Origin of the sequence: Nostoc sp. ChiVER01, from assembly GCF_034531155.1 — a bacterium.
Classification (GTDB): domain Bacteria; phylum Cyanobacteriota; class Cyanobacteriia; order Cyanobacteriales; family Nostocaceae; genus Nostoc.
Map to the genome: position 1 here is coordinate 66,064 of NZ_JAVRBS010000028.1, position 19,372 is coordinate 85,435.

A 19,372-nucleotide genomic window follows, 5' to 3' on the forward strand; every position below is an offset into this window, starting at 1 on the left:
GCCCTCAAAGTAATCAATATTTAAACTAAACTAGCGATCGCAACTTAATTACCAATTTGAGGCGCACTCAAAGAAACCTTTAGTGCATCGTCTTTTTGCTGTGCTAATGTCGGCACGGAATCACGCAATCTTGCGGTCAATTGTACAGTTGTAGCGTCGTACATCTGAGTCAGCAATTTTGGATAGAAACCAATACCAATAATTGGAATCAACAAACAGGCAATGATAAATACTTCACGGGGTTCAGCATCTATCAAAGCTTGGTGAGAAACTAATTCCTTGTTCTCTTCTCCGTAGAAAATTTCTCGTAACATCGACAGCAGATAAATGGGAGTCAAAATTACTCCCACTGCCATCAAGAATACAACAATCACTTTGAAGGTAGAGCTATAAGCATCGCTAGTAGCAAAGCCGACAAATACCATTAATTCTGCCACGAAACCGCTCATCCCTGGTAATGCCAAAGAAGCCATCGAACAAGTGGTGAACATAGCGAAAATCTTCGGCATTCTCTTCGCAACACCGCCCATTTCATCTAACATCAGGGTGTGTGTGCGATCGTAAGTTGCGCCAACCAGGAAGAACAAACTCGCCCCAATTAACCCGTGAGAAACCATTTGCAATACTGCCCCACTCAATCCCAAATCGGTGAAGGAGGCGATACCAATCATCACAAAGCCCATGTGAGAAATTGAGGAGTAGGCGATTTTTCGCTTCAGGTTGCGCTGGGCAAAGGATGTTAAGGCAGCGTAGATGATGTTAACTACCCCCAAAACCACCAACACTGGTGCAAAAAGAGCGTGGGCATCGGGGAGCATTTGGGCATTCATCCGAATTAAGGCATAACCGCCCATTTTCAAAAGAATACCTGCCAATAACATGTGTACGGGCGCTGTTGCTTCACCGTGGGCATCAGGTAGCCAGGTGTGTAAGGGAATAATCGGCAACTTGACGGCGTAGGCGATCAGGAAGCCAGCATAGACGGCAAGTTGGAAATTGAGGGCGAAGTCTTTTAAACCGAGCGATCGCATGTCAAACGTCACCGTATCGCCGTAAAATCCCATTGTCAGGGCAGACAGCAAAATAAACAGCGAACCGCCTGCGGTGTATAAAATAAATTTAGTCGCTGCATACTGCCGTCTTTTGCCTCCCCAAATCGACAGCAGAAAGTATATCGGTACTAGTTCCAGTTCCCACACCAAGAAAAACAACAGCATATCCTGGACGGCGAACACGGCAATTTGACCGCCATACATCGCCAAAATCAAGAAGTAAAATAGCTTCGGCTTGAAGGTGACAGGCCAAGCTGCTAATATCGCCAGCGTGGTAATGAATCCAGTCAAAATAATTAGGGGCATGGATAAGCCATCTGCCCCTACTGACCAATTCAAATCTAGTTGGGGTACCCAGGCGTAACTCTCGACCAACTGCAAATCTGGATTGGAGAAATCATACCCAGTATAAAAAGCATAAACAATTAGTGCAAAATCTATCAGCCCTACGATGAGGGAGTACCAGCGCACTGTTTTGCCTTCTTTATCTGGAATGATGGGAATCAGTAGTGAAGCGGCTATCGGCAACAGAATAATCGTCGTCAGCCACGGAAAATTAGCTGTATTCATCACAATTCGTCTGCTATCAAAATCATGTTTGGCAAAAAGTCACTAGTTATTAAGTAACAGCTTTTTGAGGATTTCGTCTTCCTCGTTAGGTTGATTTAATTAAATTGGCAATCCCCGATTTTTACTCTTGGGAGTCTTTTTTGACATTTGCGGGTGCGGGATGTGGGTTTTGATACTCTCAGTCAAGTCACAAATTTACCCTAAATAAAGAACGACTACCGAAACAATACTCATCAATTCTGCAAGTAGAAAGAGAGTATATAATATTGCCTAATATCCCTTAATCTTATAGGTACATGGATTACCCATTTCAGAATCTAAACCCAGAAAAGTTTCAGCAGTTCTGCCAAGCACTACTGACAAAAGAGTATCCTAACGTCCAATGTTTTCCAGTTGCACAGCCAGATGGGGGACGAGATGCGGTGGCCTATTTGGGAATGGATTCTGACCGCAGTTTCATAATGTACCAAATTAAGTGGGTAAAACGGCCATTTGCATTACCTGATCCTCATAAATGGCTGGTAGGAATTTTAGAGGAGGAAGCACCAAAACTTAAGAAGCAAATTCCCAAGGGAGCAACTAGGTTTGTCTTGATTACTAATGTTCCTGGAACTGCACATCCTGACTCAGGCTCCATAGATAAAGCTAATCAACTACTTAATAAGCTTGATGTACCATCCATCTGCTGGTGGCTTGATGATTTAAACCGCCGACTGGATAGCTCTTGGGATCTAAAGTGGGTATATCCTGAGTTAATGACAGGCCCAGACTTAATTCGATCAGTTATTGAGTCTAGGCTTTCAGAAAATAGTGAGCGCAGGTCTGATGCAATTCGTTCTTTTGTCAAACATCAATTTTGTCAAGAGCAAGAGGTCAAATTCAGGCAGGTAGAACTGCAAAATAGGCTGTTAGATTTATTTATAGATGTTCCAATTTCTCCCCCACAAAGAGATATAACTGGTAAGAAAGAAATTAAATTATATAGAATATATCACGAGATTGCTTCAGATATTGAAAGAAATAGAAATACTCAAGTAAAGACTACTTTCAGTGATGCGAATTTGTACTCTAATATTAGACCAGAAGAACGGGAGATAGTTGGTGCAGCAACATTTCTACTCCATATCTTAGTTCAGAAAGATATCCCTCTAATAGTTATCGAAGGTGCGCCTGGACAAGGTAAATCGACAATAACTCAATATGTGTGCCAAGTACATCGGATGCGAGTATTGGGCAATGATGAAGTATTACGTTCTTTATCGACAGATCATAAAGATGAAACGTTAGAAAAATTGCCTCCAATACATAGATACTCTCCAGTTCGTCTACCATTCAAAATTGATTTGAGAGATTTAGCAACTTGGCTTGACAAAAAAAATCCTTTTTCACTTAATGAAGAAGAAGAACTTCCTTCTAATTGGCAAAAATCTTTAGAATCATTTCTTGCTGCCTTGGTACGGCATGATTCAGGTGGTGGTGAGTTTGATGTTAGTGATCTACGTGCTGTCATGAAACTTAGTCCAGTTCTACTCGTTTTTGACGGACTTGATGAAGTTGCTGATATCTCGAAAAGGCAAGAAGTTGTTAATGAAATTATTAATGGTGTCAATCGCCTTGAATCAATTGCTGAATCACTCCAAGTAATCGTTACAAGTCGTCCAGCAGCGTTTGCTAATTCTCCTGGTCTTCCACAGGATAAGTTTCCACACTATCAGCTTGATTCGCTAACTCGTACTCTGATTGACGAATATACAACCAATTGGATTAAGGCACGAAAGCTTGATAATAAAGAAGCTGCGGAAATTAGAAAGGTTATAAAAGAAAAGCTAAATCAACCACATCTGCGCGATTTATCTAAAAATCCAATGCAGTTGACAATATTACTAAGCCTTATTCGTAGTCAAGGTTTATCGCTTCCAGAAAAACGAACGGCTCTTTACGATGATTATATAAAGCATTTTCTAGATCGTGAAGCAGCAAAGACTCCTATAGTTCGTGACCACCGAGAACTTTTAATAAATGTTCAAAGATATTTTGCTTGGATACTTCACACAGAGGCAGAACAGGGAGGTAATGGTAGTATCTCCAAAGATAAACTTTATGAACTTCTTTCAAAATATCTTGATGATGAAGGTCATTCTAAATCATTATTAGACGAATTATTTAGAGGGATGGTTGAACGCATAATGGCATTGGTACAACGTGTTGAAGGTACTTATGAATTTGAAGTTCAACCACTGCGAGAGTACTTCACAGCGCGATACCTTTATGATACTGCTCCTTATTCTCCAACTGGAAATGAAAAAATGGGGACATTACCTGATCGTTTTGATGCCATAGCACGTAATTTTTACTGGTTCAACGTTACGAGATTTTATGCTGGCTGCTATACCAAAGGTGAACTCCCTTCACTCATTGACAGGTTACAAGATTTAATTGAACAGGAAGGATATCGACTAATTAGTCATCCAAGGATATTAGCAGCTACTCTACTTTCTGATTGGGTATTTAAGCAACATCCTAAGTCTGTTAAAGCTGTTGTTGAACTGATATTAGATGAGATTGGATTGCGATATGTATTACCTTCCAATAGCCGCCGTCTTGGTTTAGGAAACCCTCTCGTACTTCCAAAAGATTGTGGACAGGAAGAACTAATAAATCACTGCTTTAAGAGTCTAGAGAAAAATCCTCCTAAAGACTATGCTTTAGAAATAATAGATTTAATCAGAGCAAATGCCACATCAGATGAAATTTTAAATTTATGGAATAAATATTTTTATAGTCAAAGTATTATTGAGCAAGGTAACTGGCTTGAATATGGATACTATTTAGGTATTTTGAATAAAATTAGTTTGGTTGATATAAAAAAGATTTTATCAGATGAGGTTAATCGCGCAAAATGCGTGTCTCTTCTTTTTAAAATGCGGCGATTTGATTATTGTGAAATGACTGAACAAAACTTTCTTTTAACTATAGATGAAATTTTACAGAGAAATATTGTAGTTGATAATCGTCGAAACATTCAAATAAATAGCTTTATAGAGCTATTCAGTCACTCGATTGATGCAAGTCGATATGCAGTAGCTTTCAAGGCAAGGAATTTAAACTTTACACTTTCTGAAATTTGGAAACATCAGATTTCACACCTAGTTAATAATGGTAGATATTTCTTGCAAGCTCTTAATAAAGATAGTGTCCACTCTATCCCGGAATTTTCACAGGTTTCTAAGTATTACAAGATTGTAGAAACATCTCACCAAGAATCACAGCGCAATGTCCAAGAATGGGCAACTGATATTATTCCTTGGGACAATCTTATTGAAAAAGTTCGCGAAGTTTGTGGGGATCATTGGGCATTGTTTCATCTTGCAAACATAGGTAGTGGAATTAAATCTAAAAGTGAAACATGCAAAGAATTTCCTGAACTTCTTGATCACTCAAAATCTTTGTGCCGACGAACACGTTATGCAAGATTGCAAGCTGGTAGGCCAAGTTGGTGGCAGCAACAGTTAGATAAAGTGAATAACGAAGTAGATGCCATGTTCATTACATTAGTTCTTGTAACCTGGGGTAGTTCAAAAACCTTAGAAAATTTGGCTATATCCATAGATTCTTACATTGAAAAATTATCCTTTGACAACTGGCAGCGTCTGTATCGCTCTGTAGAAGATACAATTGCTCTAATACAAGACTTGCACGAGCGCATGATCTACTTTAATGTAGATTCAATGCCAAAAACTTTGGGTGCAAGAACTGTTACTTTATTTACTTTACGTGCGAAAGAACAAAGTAAAAGAAAGCTTTATGTTTCATATCTTAGTGCGTATACTGAATCTGATCCATTAGTACTAAAACTTTGCCAGGAGTTTGCACTTGATCTTCTTCAAAGAAATGAAACTGATTGGCATCCTGTATTGGAAGTGATTGCTCAAAGTTATGCTAAAGGAGCAATATCAGAGGAATATGCTTCCTACTTGTTTGCACGTCGCATTGCTAGAAAAGGAGAAAAAAACCCTTTGCCAATTGATCTTGCTGAGGAGATTGCCGAACACCCTGATCGATATCCTGGATTTTTGGTTGCCGTAGCGGAAGCTATATGTAAGAATATTGTGGCATCTAAAACAATTCCTGTAGGGGAGATAGCACGTAGAGATAAATGGTTTGCAATATAGAATATACAATTACAAGGCTTGAGTTTGGAATTTATTAAATAAAAGTCACTATATTTTGTAAATAACTTCTCACTAGCTCAAGAAAAGAGTTTAGATGTTGTAGAAAAAAAGTTAATAACAGTAATCCATAAAATCAATTATTGCGTAATCTGGGCATCTAGTAAACAAACCAGGAAATCAAGAAATAATGTAGGGGTGGACGATCGCCCACCCCTATAAAAATCAGGTAACACCAAAAACAATCACTAAACCCAAAACAGCCCCAAATACAATCAAGGCATAGAATTGAGCGCGACCGTTTTCTAGGTACTTCAGACCTTCACCGCTAACAAGGGTGAAAAAGCCTGTGAGGTTAACAGCACCATCGACAACGCGGAAGTCAACTTCCATAACTTGTCTGGCTACGCGACGCAAGCCGAGGACAAAAACCCGATGGTAAATGTCATCAAAATACCACTTGTTGAGGGATAACTCATAAAGTGGTTGGATTTTAGCAGCGATCGCAGCCGGATCAATTTTACGACCCAAATACATCAGCGAAGCTAAGGTAATCGCAACCAAAGAAATTCCCACTGAGGCACCTGCCATGATGTAGAATTCCGTCGGATTGAACTCGGAAGCCTTTTCTATAACTTCGGAGAGAGTTTCGCTAGGAGGAAAGATAAACTCTTCAAAATAATTGGCGTAAGGAGTTCCCACCAAACCAATCAAAATCGAAGGCACAGCCAACAGTGCCAACGGCAGCGTCATTGTCCACGGCGATTCGTGGGGAGAGTCGCTGTGATGCCCGTGGGAGTCATGGGAATCATGATGCTGACTTGTTGCCGCCAATTCTCCTTTCTTCATCGCCCCAGGCCCAAAATTCGGGACTGGTTCTTCTGACTCTAATTCCAGGACAATTGTCGCCGCAGCTTTCTTAAGTTTTTCCTTGATTTTTTCGTCAGTACCCCGGAATTTGCCTTCAAATGTCGAGAAATACATTCTAAACATATAAAAAGCAGTAATCCCGGCAGTTAGCCAACCGATAAACCAGAGGAGTGGGTTAGCTTCAAAAGCCTTCCCTAAAATTTCATCTTTTGACCAGAAACCAGCAAAGGGCGGGATACCGGAAATTGCCAAGCAACCAATCAAAAAGGTAGTTGCTGTGATCGGCATATACTTCCGCAGTCCACCCATCAAGCGCATATCTTGCGCTAAGGCGGGGTCGTGTCCAACGACACCTTCCATACCGTGAATTACAGAACCTGAACCCAAGAACAGCATCGCCTTGAAATAGGCGTGGGTCATCAGGTGGAATAGTCCAGCACTGTAGGAACCTATTCCCATTGCCATCACCATGTAACCAAGTTGGGAAATGGTGGAATAAGCCAAGCCTTTTTTGATGTCGTTTTGGGTAATGGCAATGGTTGCCCCCAAAAACGCCGTAAACGCCCCAGTAAAAGCAATGACATTCATTGCGGCTGGAACGTCTTCAAATACTGGGTACATCCGGGCAATCAGGAAAACACCAGCCGCCACCATTGTTGCCGCGTGAATCAAGGCAGAAATGGGGGTGGGGCCTTCCATCGCATCTGGTAGCCAGACGTGGAGAGGAAATTGGGCTGATTTTGCAACTGGGCCTAAGAAAACTAAAATCGCAAACAGGACAGCGAGAAAATTGCTGATAGAACCTGATTCGACAAGTTGGGCGAGGCGATCGCCCATGATATTAAAATCAAAGCTTCCTGTTGCCCAGAACAGCCCTAAAATACCGAGTAACAGACCAAAGTCGCCTACCCGGTTGGTCACAAACGCTTTTTGAGCGGCATCTGCTGCTGACTTGCGATCGTACCAAAAACCGACCAGCAAGTAGGAACACATCCCGACCAGTTCCCAGAATATATAAATCTGTACTAGGTTGGGGCTGACCACCAGACCTAACATTGAGGAGCCAAACAAACTGAGATAGGCGTAAAACCTCACGTAACCGGGATCGTGAGCCATGTAGCCATCGGTGTAAACCATGACTAAGCAGGCTACCGTTGTGACAATCACCAGCATTAGGGCTGTTAGGTGGTCAATAGTGTAGCCCATGCTCAGGTGAAAACTACCTGCCGCCGCCCACTCAAAGGTGCGAATATAAGACGGGTGTCCTTGAATTTGACTCCAGAGCAAGGCAAACGACAGCCCCATAGCTGCTGCCATCATGGAGATAATCACCACAGCATTAAGCTGGCGGAGGCGGTTTGTTACCTGATTCAACGAGATTAACCCTAGACCGACCAGCATTGCCCCAAGAAGAGGGAACACCGGAATCAGCCAGGCATACTGATAGATTACTTCCATCACTGACGCCTACTTTTAAAATTCTTGATTAGCGTGTCGAAACTGTTAATAATTGTGACTACACCCTTTAGGATAAAATAACCCACCCAAGACTGATTGGGTGGGGTATTAAGCATGGTTTTAGATTTGGTCATTAGTCAGCCCCTTCCCTACGGGACGCTGCGCGAACGGGGAAGTCGAGAGTCAAAAGTCATTGGTCATTAGCCCTATGCCCTATGCCCCATGCCCCATGCCCAATATCCATCAAGCTGACCGATACTCTAAGTCCACTGTTTTTGAACTTTTGTAAATTTTAGAGCTACTAGTGTACCTAGCTTTAATGTCTTCTAAAGCTAGACGTAAATCTTCTCTACCGCGAAAGCATTCCAAGCGATGGCGAATAGTGCCATTTTCAATCAATAGTAAAGTGGGTAGTGATTTGAGCCTATAAGTAGTTGACAATTTAAAATTTTGATCGGCGTTAACCCCAACTAATTTAATTTCTTCCCCACATTGGGCTTGAAATTGCAATAAAAGTGGATGGATAATCCGACACAAGCCACACCAAGGTGCTTCAAAATTAACTAAAACAGGAATAGGTGATTCTAAAACTTCTTGAGTAAATGTCCGCTCACTAACCGACAACACCATGACGCCTCTTGGATTATAAGGTTTTTATATTAAACTACCTATCAGCATTGAAGTGAAAGATTGGCAAGTCAGTAACTGCCGATGGATGCTTTCAGGAACCAAATCTCAAGACACAGAATAATTAGGTAAAAATTGAGCGTATTGATGTGTCTCTGATAATAAAAGCCAGCGCCACTCTCACGGTGGCTTTTTTGGATGTTAGGCTCCTGATTGCCATGGCCACCTGGGGATCTGACTGAATATGACATTTTTCCCCAAGGAAAAGCAACTAACCAATAACTACCAATTTAAAATTTTAACTCGACTCAGACCACCCCCATCGATAGATGTTTGAATTTATCCTACATTGATTTAGGGCAATTGATAAGCTGAAATCCTCATCTATTTTGGATTTTCTGTTGACACTGGGGATCGCCTAGATTTCCCATCTTATCTTACTAGTTGCTTCCAGCAACAGAGGGTGTGACAACCAAAGCAAAACTATAAAAATGGCAACTCCTAAATAGGAAGGGCGAATAAATTCCCGCCATTTGATAGATTGACGTCCGTCGATAATTGCTTTAAAGGGAATAATTGAAGTCCGTTGTTTGGCAATTTCAAAGGCTTCCCCATAGCGATCGCTTAAACGGCGATCGCCATGCCAAACTCCAAACAAGTGATGCAACACCAATCCAATAGAAGTCACAAGGGTAAAGGTAGTACCCAGCCACAGAGTATGGGCAATACACCAAATTATTTGTCCTACCATCTGAGGATGACGGGTAATCCGAATAATTCCTGTTTCATAGAGATGAACTTGGGGCTTTTGAATGGCAGCAATTTCTAGTAGATTGAAGGTAGCAGGATATAAAAATAAAAACGAGATAGCTGACAGCAGCCAAACAAATTCTCGCACTCCTGGTACTCCTTGTACCTGCCAAAGTTGCAAACCATCATATCGATGCCCAAAAAAGTAAATAATTAATATCACAGCCAACGGTAGGCTGACTAATGCAAAGAGAACGCGATAAAGCCTTGGGCCAATATATTTTTCTGCCCTTGGACGCAAAGCAGCGCCTCCACTGTGAGCGATCGCAAAAACTATTTGTAGCCCCAGCATGACAAAATGACTGGGTGTCAACCAAGAAATCAACAGCATATACACGGGTGAAATAATTTAAAGAAAATGGAACTCAGTACAACCAATACCACAAAGTATTCAAAGGGAGACTTTAGTCAAGATGTTGTGCTTCTGTCTTTTTCGAGTCAAGTGTTCAAGTTTAATCTGCAACAAATCATACCTGGCTGATTGTTGCCAAACCTGATTTATTGTGTGCATCCGCTCCTTTCAAAGTTTGTGGTTTGAGCCTTATGTCTGACCTTCCTTTCACTTTAGATCAGTTACGTATTTTAAAAGCGATCGCCCAAGAAGGAAGCTTCAAGCGTGCCGCTGATAGTCTTTACGTTTCTCAACCTGCCGTCAGCTTGCAAGTGCAAAATCTTGAACGGCAGCTAGATGTCCCCCTATTTGATCGGGGAGGACGACGCGCCCAATTAACTGAAGCAGGGCATCTACTCCTAAGTTACGGTGAAAAAATCCTCAGTCTGTGTCAGGAAACCTGCCGCGCGATCGAGGATTTACAAAATCTCCAAGGCGGTACTTTAATTGTTGGTGCTTCTCAAACCACCGGTACTTATCTTTTGCCCAAGATGATCGGTATGTTCCGACAAAAATATCCAGATGTGGCAGTGCAATTACACGTCCACTCTACCCGGCGGACTGCTTGGAGTGTCGCTAACGGACAAGTTGATTTGGCAATTATCGGCGGTGAAATTCCTGGTGAATTATCAGAATCCTTGGAAGTTCTTTCTTATGCTGAAGACGAACTAGCGCTAATCCTACCTGTCTTTCATCCCTTTAGCAAACTAGAAAAAATTCAAAAAGATGACCTATATAAATTACAATTCATTGCCCTAGATTCCCAATCTACTATCCGCAAAGTAATTGACCAAGTATTAGCACGCTGTGAAATTGATACCAGACGTTTTAAGGTTGAAATGGAATTAAATTCCATTGAAGCAATTAAAAATGCTGTGCAATCTGGTTTGGGCGCTGCCTTTGTTTCAACTAGCGCGATCGCTAAAGAGTTACAAATGGGTGTTCTGCATCGTACCCCCATTGAAGGCGTTGTTGTCAAACGGACACTGTGGCTGATTTTTAATCCTAATCGCTATAGATCCAAGGCCGCAGAAGCTTTTAGTCGGGAAATTTTGCCTCAGTTTGCTAATCCTGGATGGAGTCAAGATGTGTTAACATTAGCACAAAAAACCATAGTAATATCTACATTAGATATAGCGACGTCTACCTCTGCCGCCGAAGACTAAAATTTGGTGATTAGTCCTACCCTTAAGGCGTCTACGTCATTTGTACTATGTCTTTTGTGAATGACCAATGAACAAATAATTCGTAATTCGTAATTGGTAATTATTATTTCATAGCTTTTCGCCTAACGTAACGTAGGCAAGCTAAGAATTTGACATCAGTAAAAAAGTTTCCTGCTCTTGATAAAGAAGTTGAGTTTCTATGTAATTTAAAGGAATTACGTATTATCAATTACGAATTATTTTGACTAATGACTAATCACAAAAATGGAAGTTTACTGTACTCGTCCACGTTGCCCACGCCCACAAAACTATTTTGCCGATTTAGATGATATTACGACGCTGAAAACAACGCAGCAAAAATACTGTACTAGCTGTGGTATGCCATTGCTGTTAGATGGTCGATATGTGCCCGTAAAGCTGCTGGGAAGGGGGGGATTTGGAGCAGCCTTTTTGGCACGCGATCGCCGAATACCGGGAATGCGCCAATGCGTAGTAAAGCAGTTTCAGCCTGCGGGAAATTTAAGCCTAAATCAACTGCAACAAGCACAGTTGATGTTTGAGAGAGAGGCAGAAGTTTTATCACAACTGGGTAACGATCACGAGCAAATACCTGACTTGTTTGCTTTCTTTCCAGTAATAGTTAATGGTTTACAACCAGGAGAGCAAGACCAGTTTTTTTACTTGGTACAAGAATACATTGATGGGCAAAACTTAGAGGAAGAATTAGTTCAACAAGGCAAGTTTTCTGAACAGCAGGTGTTGGAAGTGCTGCAAGAAATCCTGAAGGTGCTAAAGTTTGTCCATCATAGAGGCATTATTCACAGAGATATTAAACCCTCTAACATCATGCGCCGTCGTGATGGTAGACTTTTTCTCCTAGATTTTGGCGCAGTTAAGCAAGTAACAAATGTTGCACTTGGTTCTGCTGCTTCTTCCACAGGAATTTATTCTATGGGATTTGCACCGCCTGAGCAGATGGCTGGGGGTCAAGTATTTCCATCTACGGATTTATACGCTTTGGCTGTAACTATTATTATTTTGTTGACAAATAAAGAAGCAGTTCAATTATTTGATGCCTATAGCAATCAGTGGAAATGGCGATCACAAGTAACTGTCAGCCCTCGCCTTGCTGATATATTAGACAAGATGCTGCTACCTGCTGCTAATCAGCGTTTTCAGTCAGCCCAAGAGGTTTTAGATGCACTTAACTCACAGGCGGCTCATGCTTCTACACAACTTAATTCGCCTTCTGTAACACTTCCACCACAACCACCTAGTTCTAGTCCCGTCGTCCCCCGCCCTTCACCAACTCAACCAGCGTTTTCGACAGTGGAATTGTTAGGTGGGGCGGCATTTAGTGGATTTGAAGGGGCATTAATTGCGATCGCTCTCTTCAGTCTAGTAAAATCACCAATAGTTAGTTTCACTGTTGCATGTGTGATTTTGGGGATACTGATATTTGCCCAAACTAGGCGATGGATTGAAAAGTTCGATTTATTAATTATTCCAACAATTAGTTTTGCGATTATTTTTTTTCTCCCTTTTTTACAGGGAGGGCTTGGCATTAAGGCAGTAGTAATTTTATCAGTTGCAGCAGCCTTAGTAGCCATTTCTTTAACAGCCGTATTTCGGCTTATTTATAAATTATTATCTCTCTTACTTTAAAAAACTTTTGGTGCTAACAGCTAACTATGTCTCAGAAAAACGAAACACTTAGCCTTTTCTTAGCTGCTGTCATCACCATTGGCTTAATCTTTAGTGGCTTATGGTTTTTTATGGAACGGTGGGCGCAATTAAATGGAACTGTTACTAAACCTTTGGGGAATAGCACCACAGATAATGCTACAAACCCCAACAAATGTAACGTGCCAAATCTCCCAGAGGGAACGTTCAACTATGGTGGTAGCACAACCTGGGCACCCATTCGTAAAGACGTAGACTCTGTACTAAAAAGCCTGTGTCCTCAATTTACTTTACGCTATACTCAACCTCCTTCAGGTCAACCAGGATCTGGAACTGGGATTCGGATGTTGATAGATAATCAACTAGCTTTTTCTCAATCTTCTCGCTCAGTTAAAGCTGAAGAAAATGCTGAAGCTAAACAAAAAGGATTTAGTTTGAAAGAGATTTCGGTAGCGATTGATGGAATTGCGATCGCAGTTAACCAAAATCTTAATGTTTCTGGTTTAACTATCGCCCAACTAAAAAATATCTACACTGGCAAAATTACTAATTGGCAACAGGTGAATGGGCCAAATTTACCAATTACAGTTTACTCTCGCAGTAAAGAAGCTGGAGGAACAGTTGAGTTCTTTGTGGAAAATGTTTTAAATAAAGAGAATTTTGGTAACAACGTTAATTACATTAGTACGACCACAGAAGCAGTACGAAAAGTAGCTGCAAGTCCTGGTGGAATTTACTATGCTTCTGCGCCAGAGGTTGTACCCCAGTGTATGATTAAAACTCTACCACTAGGGCGGACAAGTAGTCAATTTGTGCCTCCCTACCAAGAACCCCTTGTACCTCAATCTGAATGTCCCAATAAACGTAACCAGTTGAATAGTCAGGCGTTTCGTAGTGGTGATTATGCAATTACTCGCAATTTATTTGTAATAGTTAAACAGAATGGTCAAACAGATCAGCAAGCTGGAGAAGCTTATGCAAATTGGCTTCTGACACCTCAAAGTCAACAACTGATCGAAAAAGCTGGATTTGTCAGAATTAAATGAACCAAATTGCTAAATTTAGCCAAATAATCAAATTAGGGTTTATACAACTTTATTAAATTTTTATTTATCGTGCATCTGGAATGGTTCCTTTTTACTTCCAAACGTAAGTTCTACAAATAATAAACATTTTTATCTTATTAAATTTGTTCATGTCACAAAAGAATGAAACTAAAATTTTAGCTTTGACCCTGCTGTTGACCGTTGGAATAGTTGGCGGTAGTATTTGGTGGTTTACTAACAATGGGGTCAAATTTAGTAATAGTATCACTCAAAATCCAGAAACAGATAGCAATCCATCCTTACAAGACCGCATTAGTTTTGGGGAAAAATCCTTAACTTTGGGTGATATCTCTCCAGTTAAAAAAGAAGGAGTACAGGCGATCGCAGCTAAAAGTTATGATAAAGCGATCGCTAATTTTACAGATGCCTTAAAACTCAACCGTAACGATCCAGAAACGCTTATTTTTTTGAACAATGCCCGCATTGGTTCTTCCCAGAGCTACACCATTATGGCTTCTGTACCATTGGGCACTGACCCCAATGCTGCTTTAGAAATTTTACGTGGTATCGCTCAAGCCCAAAATGAAATTAATACCTCTGGAGGAGTTAAGGGAGTACCGTTAAAAATAGGGATAGCTAACGACGACGACAATCCAGAAATAGCCAAGCAAATCGCTTCCAACTTAGTCAGTAATTCAGAAGTATTAGGTGTAGTTGGGCCGAATACTAGCGATTCTACCTTAGCCGCAGGTACTATTTATACTTCAGGACAACTTGTAGCAATTTCCCCTACCAGTACATCTGTAAAAATTTCTAACTTTAGCCACTACGTTTTTCGCACGGTTCCCAGTGATTTTATGGCTGCTAGAAGTTTAGCCAACTACATGGTAAGAACCTTGCAGAAAAAAAATGCAGTAATTTTCTTTAATTCTCAGAGTAACTATAGCCAGTCTTTAAAGTCGGAGTTTGTCTCATCAGTTTCCCTAGAGGGTGGACAAGTATCTAGCGAATTTGATTTGTCTCAGGTGAATTTTAGTGCGGTTAAAAGTGTAGAACAAGCAACTAAGCAAGGTGCAGAAGTGTTGATGTTGGCTGCTAACACTGAAACTCTTGATAAAGCGCTGCAAGTAATTCAGATTAATCAGAAAAAATTAACTCTGCTGGCGGGAGATGATGTTTACACCGCTAAAACTTTAGAAATTGGTAGAGAGCAAGCTGTGGGAATGGTATTGGCAGTTCCCTGGCATATTGATGGCGCTCCCAAGTCAGATTTTCCTCAAAAATCTCGGCAGTTATGGGGCGGTGATGTGAGTTGGCGAAGTGCCCTTAGCTATGATGCCACTGTAGCTCTGATTGAGGCATTAAAACGCAATCCTACACGTTCTGGAGTCCAACAAGCACTTTTATCCTCTGACTTTTCTGCCACTGGTGCTTCTGGTACAATTCGGTTTTTAGCATCAGGCGATCGCAATGCGCCAGTCCAACTTGTAAAAATTGTTCCTGGTTCTCGCTCACGCACGGGTTATGACTTTGAACCAGTGCGATAATCACCGAAGAAAATTAGAAGCCATGAATGTTTTAGCTTAGTTTATCTTTATTTATATAGTTTGGTTTTGTTAGCTTTTTCTTAACTTTTCATTAATTTTCAGGTAACAAAATTATAGAAGTGAGGATTTTTAGCAACTGGTGAGGTAGGAATAATACCAATTCACAATGGGCTTCTCTGCGAGACGCTAAAAGCGAACGCCCCGCTACGCTAACGCAATGGGCTTCGCTAACGCAATGGGCTTCGCTAACGCAATGACGCTCGAATATTATCCAACAGTTTGGCTGACAATACAGCTTACATTAAAGAGAATATACTTGCTTTTTCAGACGCAGGCTTACTGACAGATAAAAACAATAATTTGTACAGTTTATAACTGAATTTTGACAGCTATATAACAGGGACTGGTAGTACCAATAAGAGAAAATTTTTGGACAATAGCGACTTTGTAAATGTTCAAATTTCGGGTATTACTGCCGTTAAATTCGTTAAAATTGAGCCTGTTCCTGAGCCTCAACCTTTTGCTGGAACACTAATTTTTCTAACATCGGTTTTTGGCTAAGAAGAAAGCAAAAAGGTTAAATTAGAGCATGATTTTGCTTATCTTAAAAGATATTAATTTTTAATAGAGTTCGGAACCAATAAAGCAAAGCGTAACCAAAATACCTATTCTAAATCAATCAAATGCTTGCAGTATATAAAAATGAATTCCGCATAGCGTAGCTGGATAGAAATTACTAAGGAGATGTGCTTTGAGACAATTTACGAAATTCTATTTTGTTTTAACACTCTTGCTACTTCCCTGGTCAATCGCACCGTCTATGTTTCTCGGTTCGGCGATCGCAGAGGAGTCTTCTGCACACAAAGCTTCGCCAGCAAACTCAACGGTCACAACTCAGCCAAATGCAACGCCAGACGTAGCACGATACTTAAACGATCCAAGCAAGGAACCCCAGCTATCACCAAAATTGCTCACAAGGCTGCTTCAGGAGCGGATAAAATACGTCTTCGTCATCTTTAACGAGAACCACTCTTTCGACAACGAGTATGGCACATTGCCCGGTGTTAACGGACTCTACTCAGATGGACAAAAGCCTCGTGACCCGGAGAAAACGCCAGGTTTCACCCAGACCTATACCGATGCCAACGGCACAACCGTAACAGTTCAGCCATTCCGAATCGGAACTGAACAGAACGCCAACGCCGTTGACAGCGTTGACCACTCGCACACGGGACTGGCAGCCAAGCTCCATGTTGTAGACGGCAAGCCACAGATGGATCGGTTCGCCTATGACGAGTACACACGCTTCGCGTCGAAGGGTGGAGAAGCCAATATTGCTGAGGGCAAGCAGTTCGCACGCCTTGTGATGTCGCACATTGACTGCGATACCATTCCATTTTTCTGGAAGTGGGCTAGTCGCTTCACAGTCTTTGATAACATCTTTGCAACTGAAGACACGCCTTCAACCCCGAATGCAGTAGCGATGCTAGCAGGGCAGTCGGGTGAAACACAGTGGGTTAAGCACGGTGCAAATGGCCAATCTTACACCGTGGGCAGCCACAGTGGCATAACGCAGGGTATACCCTTGGTCAACGACCCACAGCCCTTTTATGGCTCCCAGTTCGACATAACCACAGATAACAAGCAACCGGCTGGTGCAAAAGAGAGCTACGCTGATAACAACATTTCCTCAAATCTGACCTTCGCCAGTCTGCCACTCACCTTCCAGGGGCGTGATATTAAGTCGGTCTTGGCTAATAACAAGAATCCTTTATTTGACCTAGTTGACATCCAAAAGGATATCTCATATATCGACAAACTCAAGACTGAGCCGATCAATTGGCGCTGGTATCAGGAAGGCTACGATCTCGAACCGACCGATACCAACGGCATTGCTTCGCATAATGCCTATGTCAGCCATCACAACGGCGCACAGTATTTCGGCTATATTGCCAACACGCCGCAGGTGAGCAAAAACCTCCGTGGGCTGAATGACTTTTTTAGCGACATAGCCAACAATTCGTTGCCCAAAAGCGGCGTGTTCTACATTCGTGGCGGCTATACAAACCAGCAGGGGCTGAAGCCGCCGATCACGAACCCCAACACACCTGCGGATGAAATCGCCGCAATTAATGCCGCGAAGTCAGGTGATGACGACCATCCGGCCTACACCGATCGCCAACTCAGTGAAGCGATGGCAGCTAGGACGATCAACGCGATCGCGTCAAATCCAGAAATTTGGCAGCAGAGTGCCATTATCATTACTTATGACGAGTCTGATGGCTTCTACGACCATGTACCACCAAGGATCTTGTCCTATGGCCCTGATGGGCTGCCCCTCTCCCGTGGTATCCGTGTACCACTGATCCTCATTTCACCCTATGCCCGGACGCACGCAGTCTCGCACGTCGAGGGCGATCACAACTCGGTGATCGAGACAATCAACACGATCTTTGGTTTGCCTGCCCTTGCTAGTTTGCCCGATGAAGCACAGGCACTCGCTGCTGGCAACTCCCCAGAGTTCAACAAATTCGGGCCGCCAGGATTCCAGCAGAAATACCTCGGCCCACGCGACATCAATTCGCCGATCACTGACAGCTTGCTGTCGGGCTTCGATCCGAAGCGCCTGCTCGGTGTCTCGCCGCCACTGCCAGCCTCCTTTGCGAAGATTCCAGATAATGTAGTAAAGACACTACCGCACTACGGCGGTAAAGGCTGCCGGGCGATCGGGATTACGCCAGAGGACAAGCGCCAGGGGATAGTTAACAAAATTCCCAAAGGCTTCAACGCGCTACCAAGCACCTATCCAGCAGCTAACCCTTAAAAAAATTAGCTATCCTTCCCACCCCTCTTGTTGGGATGGGAGGGATAACACTTCGGCAAGCTCAGTGACCACCCCCCGCCGATTTAGTTATTGATACCAATGCCCAATGCCCAATGCCCAATTCCCAATTCATGCGCTTTGTGTTAGTCTTCCTGACTCTATTTGGTGTCTGCTGTTCGATTTCCGATGCTCAGGCGGGTTCGGTCATCAAACGTGTCAAGGAACACAATGTGGTTCGCTGTGGTAGTGTCGAACGGGCGGGTCTAGCAACTTCCGCCGAGTCAGGTGGCTGGAGTGGTCTAAACGTCGATATCTGCCGTGCGATCGCCGCCGCCGTGCTAGGAGCTTCTGACCGCATCGAATATCATCAGTATGAGACACCGAAAGACTTTGACGCGGTGCGTAACCAACAGGATGACGTATACTTCCTCACTGGGTCGGAAATTGAGGAGCAGAAATTGGCTGGTAAGCTGCTGCCTGGCCCTACTGTCTTTGTAGAATCTAATGCGGTAATGGTGGCGTCCACCTCGGCTGCACACCACCTCAGCGACCTGGGTAAAGAAAGCATCTGCTTTATGATTGGCAGTTCGGTTGAGCGGAGCCTCACGGCTTACTTTGGTGCGCTCCACAAAAACTGGTTACGTCGGCCGTTCTCTGAGGATGGGGAGATGATCGATACATACAACGTGCAAAATTGCCAGGCAATCGGCGGTGAGATCACGACCCTTGCAAAAATCCGCCTCGACTCTGGGGTAAACCGATTATCGAGCCGCATCCTCCCAGAGTCGTTGACGATCTTTCCGGTAATCGCCGCCACCGGAACCGAGGATGCCCAGTGGTCAGCGATCGTCGCCTGGACAGTTAATACATTGATCAATGCAGAGAGGCCGGAAACACACTGGTATGCGGGCGGCGCTGGGGCAATGCCAATCTCCGCACCAGATTTAGGTCTTGACAAAGAATGGCAGCGCCGCGTTCTTGCATCTGTAGGCAACTACGGCGACATTTTTAATCGCCATCTGGGGAAAGGTTCCCTACTCAAGCTCGATCGCGGATTAAATGCGAACTATTTCCGGGGAGGACTTCTTCTGAGTCCGTTCCTTGAGTAATTTCAACCAAGTATAAGGGTATCAAAATTTGTGAATAAAACACCTGTACT

At 42.7% G+C, this 19,372-nt stretch carries 11 protein-coding genes; 7 read left to right on the top strand and 4 right to left on the bottom strand.

What is annotated here, in order from left to right; all coding sequences use genetic code 11:
* Positions 1–44 precede the first annotated feature (44 nt).
* Positions 45–1,622 carry an NAD(P)H-quinone oxidoreductase subunit 4 gene (locus RMY00_RS28255; protein WP_322650715.1) on the bottom strand — a complete coding sequence of 526 codons (1,578 nt, stop codon included), beginning with the start codon at positions 1,620–1,622 and terminating at the stop codon, positions 45–47.
* A gap of 296 nt (positions 1,623–1,918) precedes the next feature.
* Here RMY00_RS28255 and RMY00_RS28260 point away from each other — a divergent pair, with 296 nt between their 5' ends.
* Positions 1,919–5,794: an NTPase (NACHT family)-like protein gene (locus tag RMY00_RS28260; RefSeq protein WP_322650716.1), complete on the top strand. Its 3,876-nt coding sequence runs from the start codon at positions 1,919–1,921 to the stop codon at positions 5,792–5,794.
* 222 nt (positions 5,795–6,016) lie between these two features.
* Here RMY00_RS28260 and RMY00_RS28265 read toward each other — a convergent pair whose 3' ends face one another.
* The 3 genes from RMY00_RS28265 to RMY00_RS28275 form a co-directional block, all read right to left on the bottom strand.
* Positions 6,017–8,119: an NAD(P)H-quinone oxidoreductase subunit 5 gene (locus tag RMY00_RS28265; protein ID WP_322650717.1), complete on the bottom strand. Its 2,103-nt coding sequence runs from the start codon at positions 8,117–8,119 to the stop codon at positions 6,017–6,019.
* A 243-nt stretch (positions 8,120–8,362) separates the two neighbouring features.
* The gene (locus RMY00_RS28270) at positions 8,363–8,749 is read right to left on the bottom strand and encodes a thioredoxin family protein (RefSeq protein ID WP_322650718.1); all 387 of its coding nucleotides are present in this window, start codon (positions 8,747–8,749) and stop codon (positions 8,363–8,365) included.
* 415 nt (positions 8,750–9,164) lie between these two features.
* On the bottom strand, positions 9,165–9,887 hold the full coding sequence (locus tag RMY00_RS28275; RefSeq protein WP_322650719.1) for an NnrU family protein: 723 nt from the start codon (positions 9,885–9,887) through the stop codon (positions 9,165–9,167).
* 212 nt (positions 9,888–10,099) lie between these two features.
* Here RMY00_RS28275 and RMY00_RS28280 point away from each other — a divergent pair, with 212 nt between their 5' ends.
* The 6 genes from RMY00_RS28280 (at position 10,100) to RMY00_RS28305 (ending at position 19,322) form a co-directional block, all read left to right on the top strand.
* Complete coding sequence (locus RMY00_RS28280) at positions 10,100–11,113, top strand: LysR family transcriptional regulator (RefSeq protein ID WP_322650720.1); 1,014 nt, start codon at positions 10,100–10,102, stop codon at positions 11,111–11,113.
* Between the two features lie 264 nt (positions 11,114–11,377).
* Positions 11,378–12,778, top strand: a complete 1,401-nt coding sequence (locus RMY00_RS28285; protein WP_322650721.1) for a serine/threonine-protein kinase — start codon at positions 11,378–11,380, stop codon at positions 12,776–12,778.
* A 26-nt stretch (positions 12,779–12,804) separates the two neighbouring features.
* The gene (locus tag RMY00_RS28290) at positions 12,805–13,842 is read left to right on the top strand and encodes a PstS family phosphate ABC transporter substrate-binding protein (protein ID WP_322650722.1); all 1,038 of its coding nucleotides are present in this window, start codon (positions 12,805–12,807) and stop codon (positions 13,840–13,842) included.
* Between the two features lie 149 nt (positions 13,843–13,991).
* Complete coding sequence (locus tag RMY00_RS28295; protein ID WP_322650723.1) at positions 13,992–15,389, top strand: ABC transporter substrate-binding protein; 1,398 nt, start codon at positions 13,992–13,994, stop codon at positions 15,387–15,389.
* A gap of 967 nt (positions 15,390–16,356) precedes the next feature.
* On the top strand, positions 16,357–18,213 hold the full coding sequence (locus tag RMY00_RS28300; RefSeq protein WP_322650724.1) for a phospholipase C: 1,857 nt from the start codon (positions 16,357–16,359) through the stop codon (positions 18,211–18,213).
* Between the two features lie 113 nt (positions 18,214–18,326).
* Positions 18,327–19,322, top strand: a complete 996-nt coding sequence (locus RMY00_RS28305) for a hypothetical protein (protein WP_322650725.1) — start codon at positions 18,327–18,329, stop codon at positions 19,320–19,322.
* Positions 19,323–19,372 lie beyond the last annotated feature (50 nt).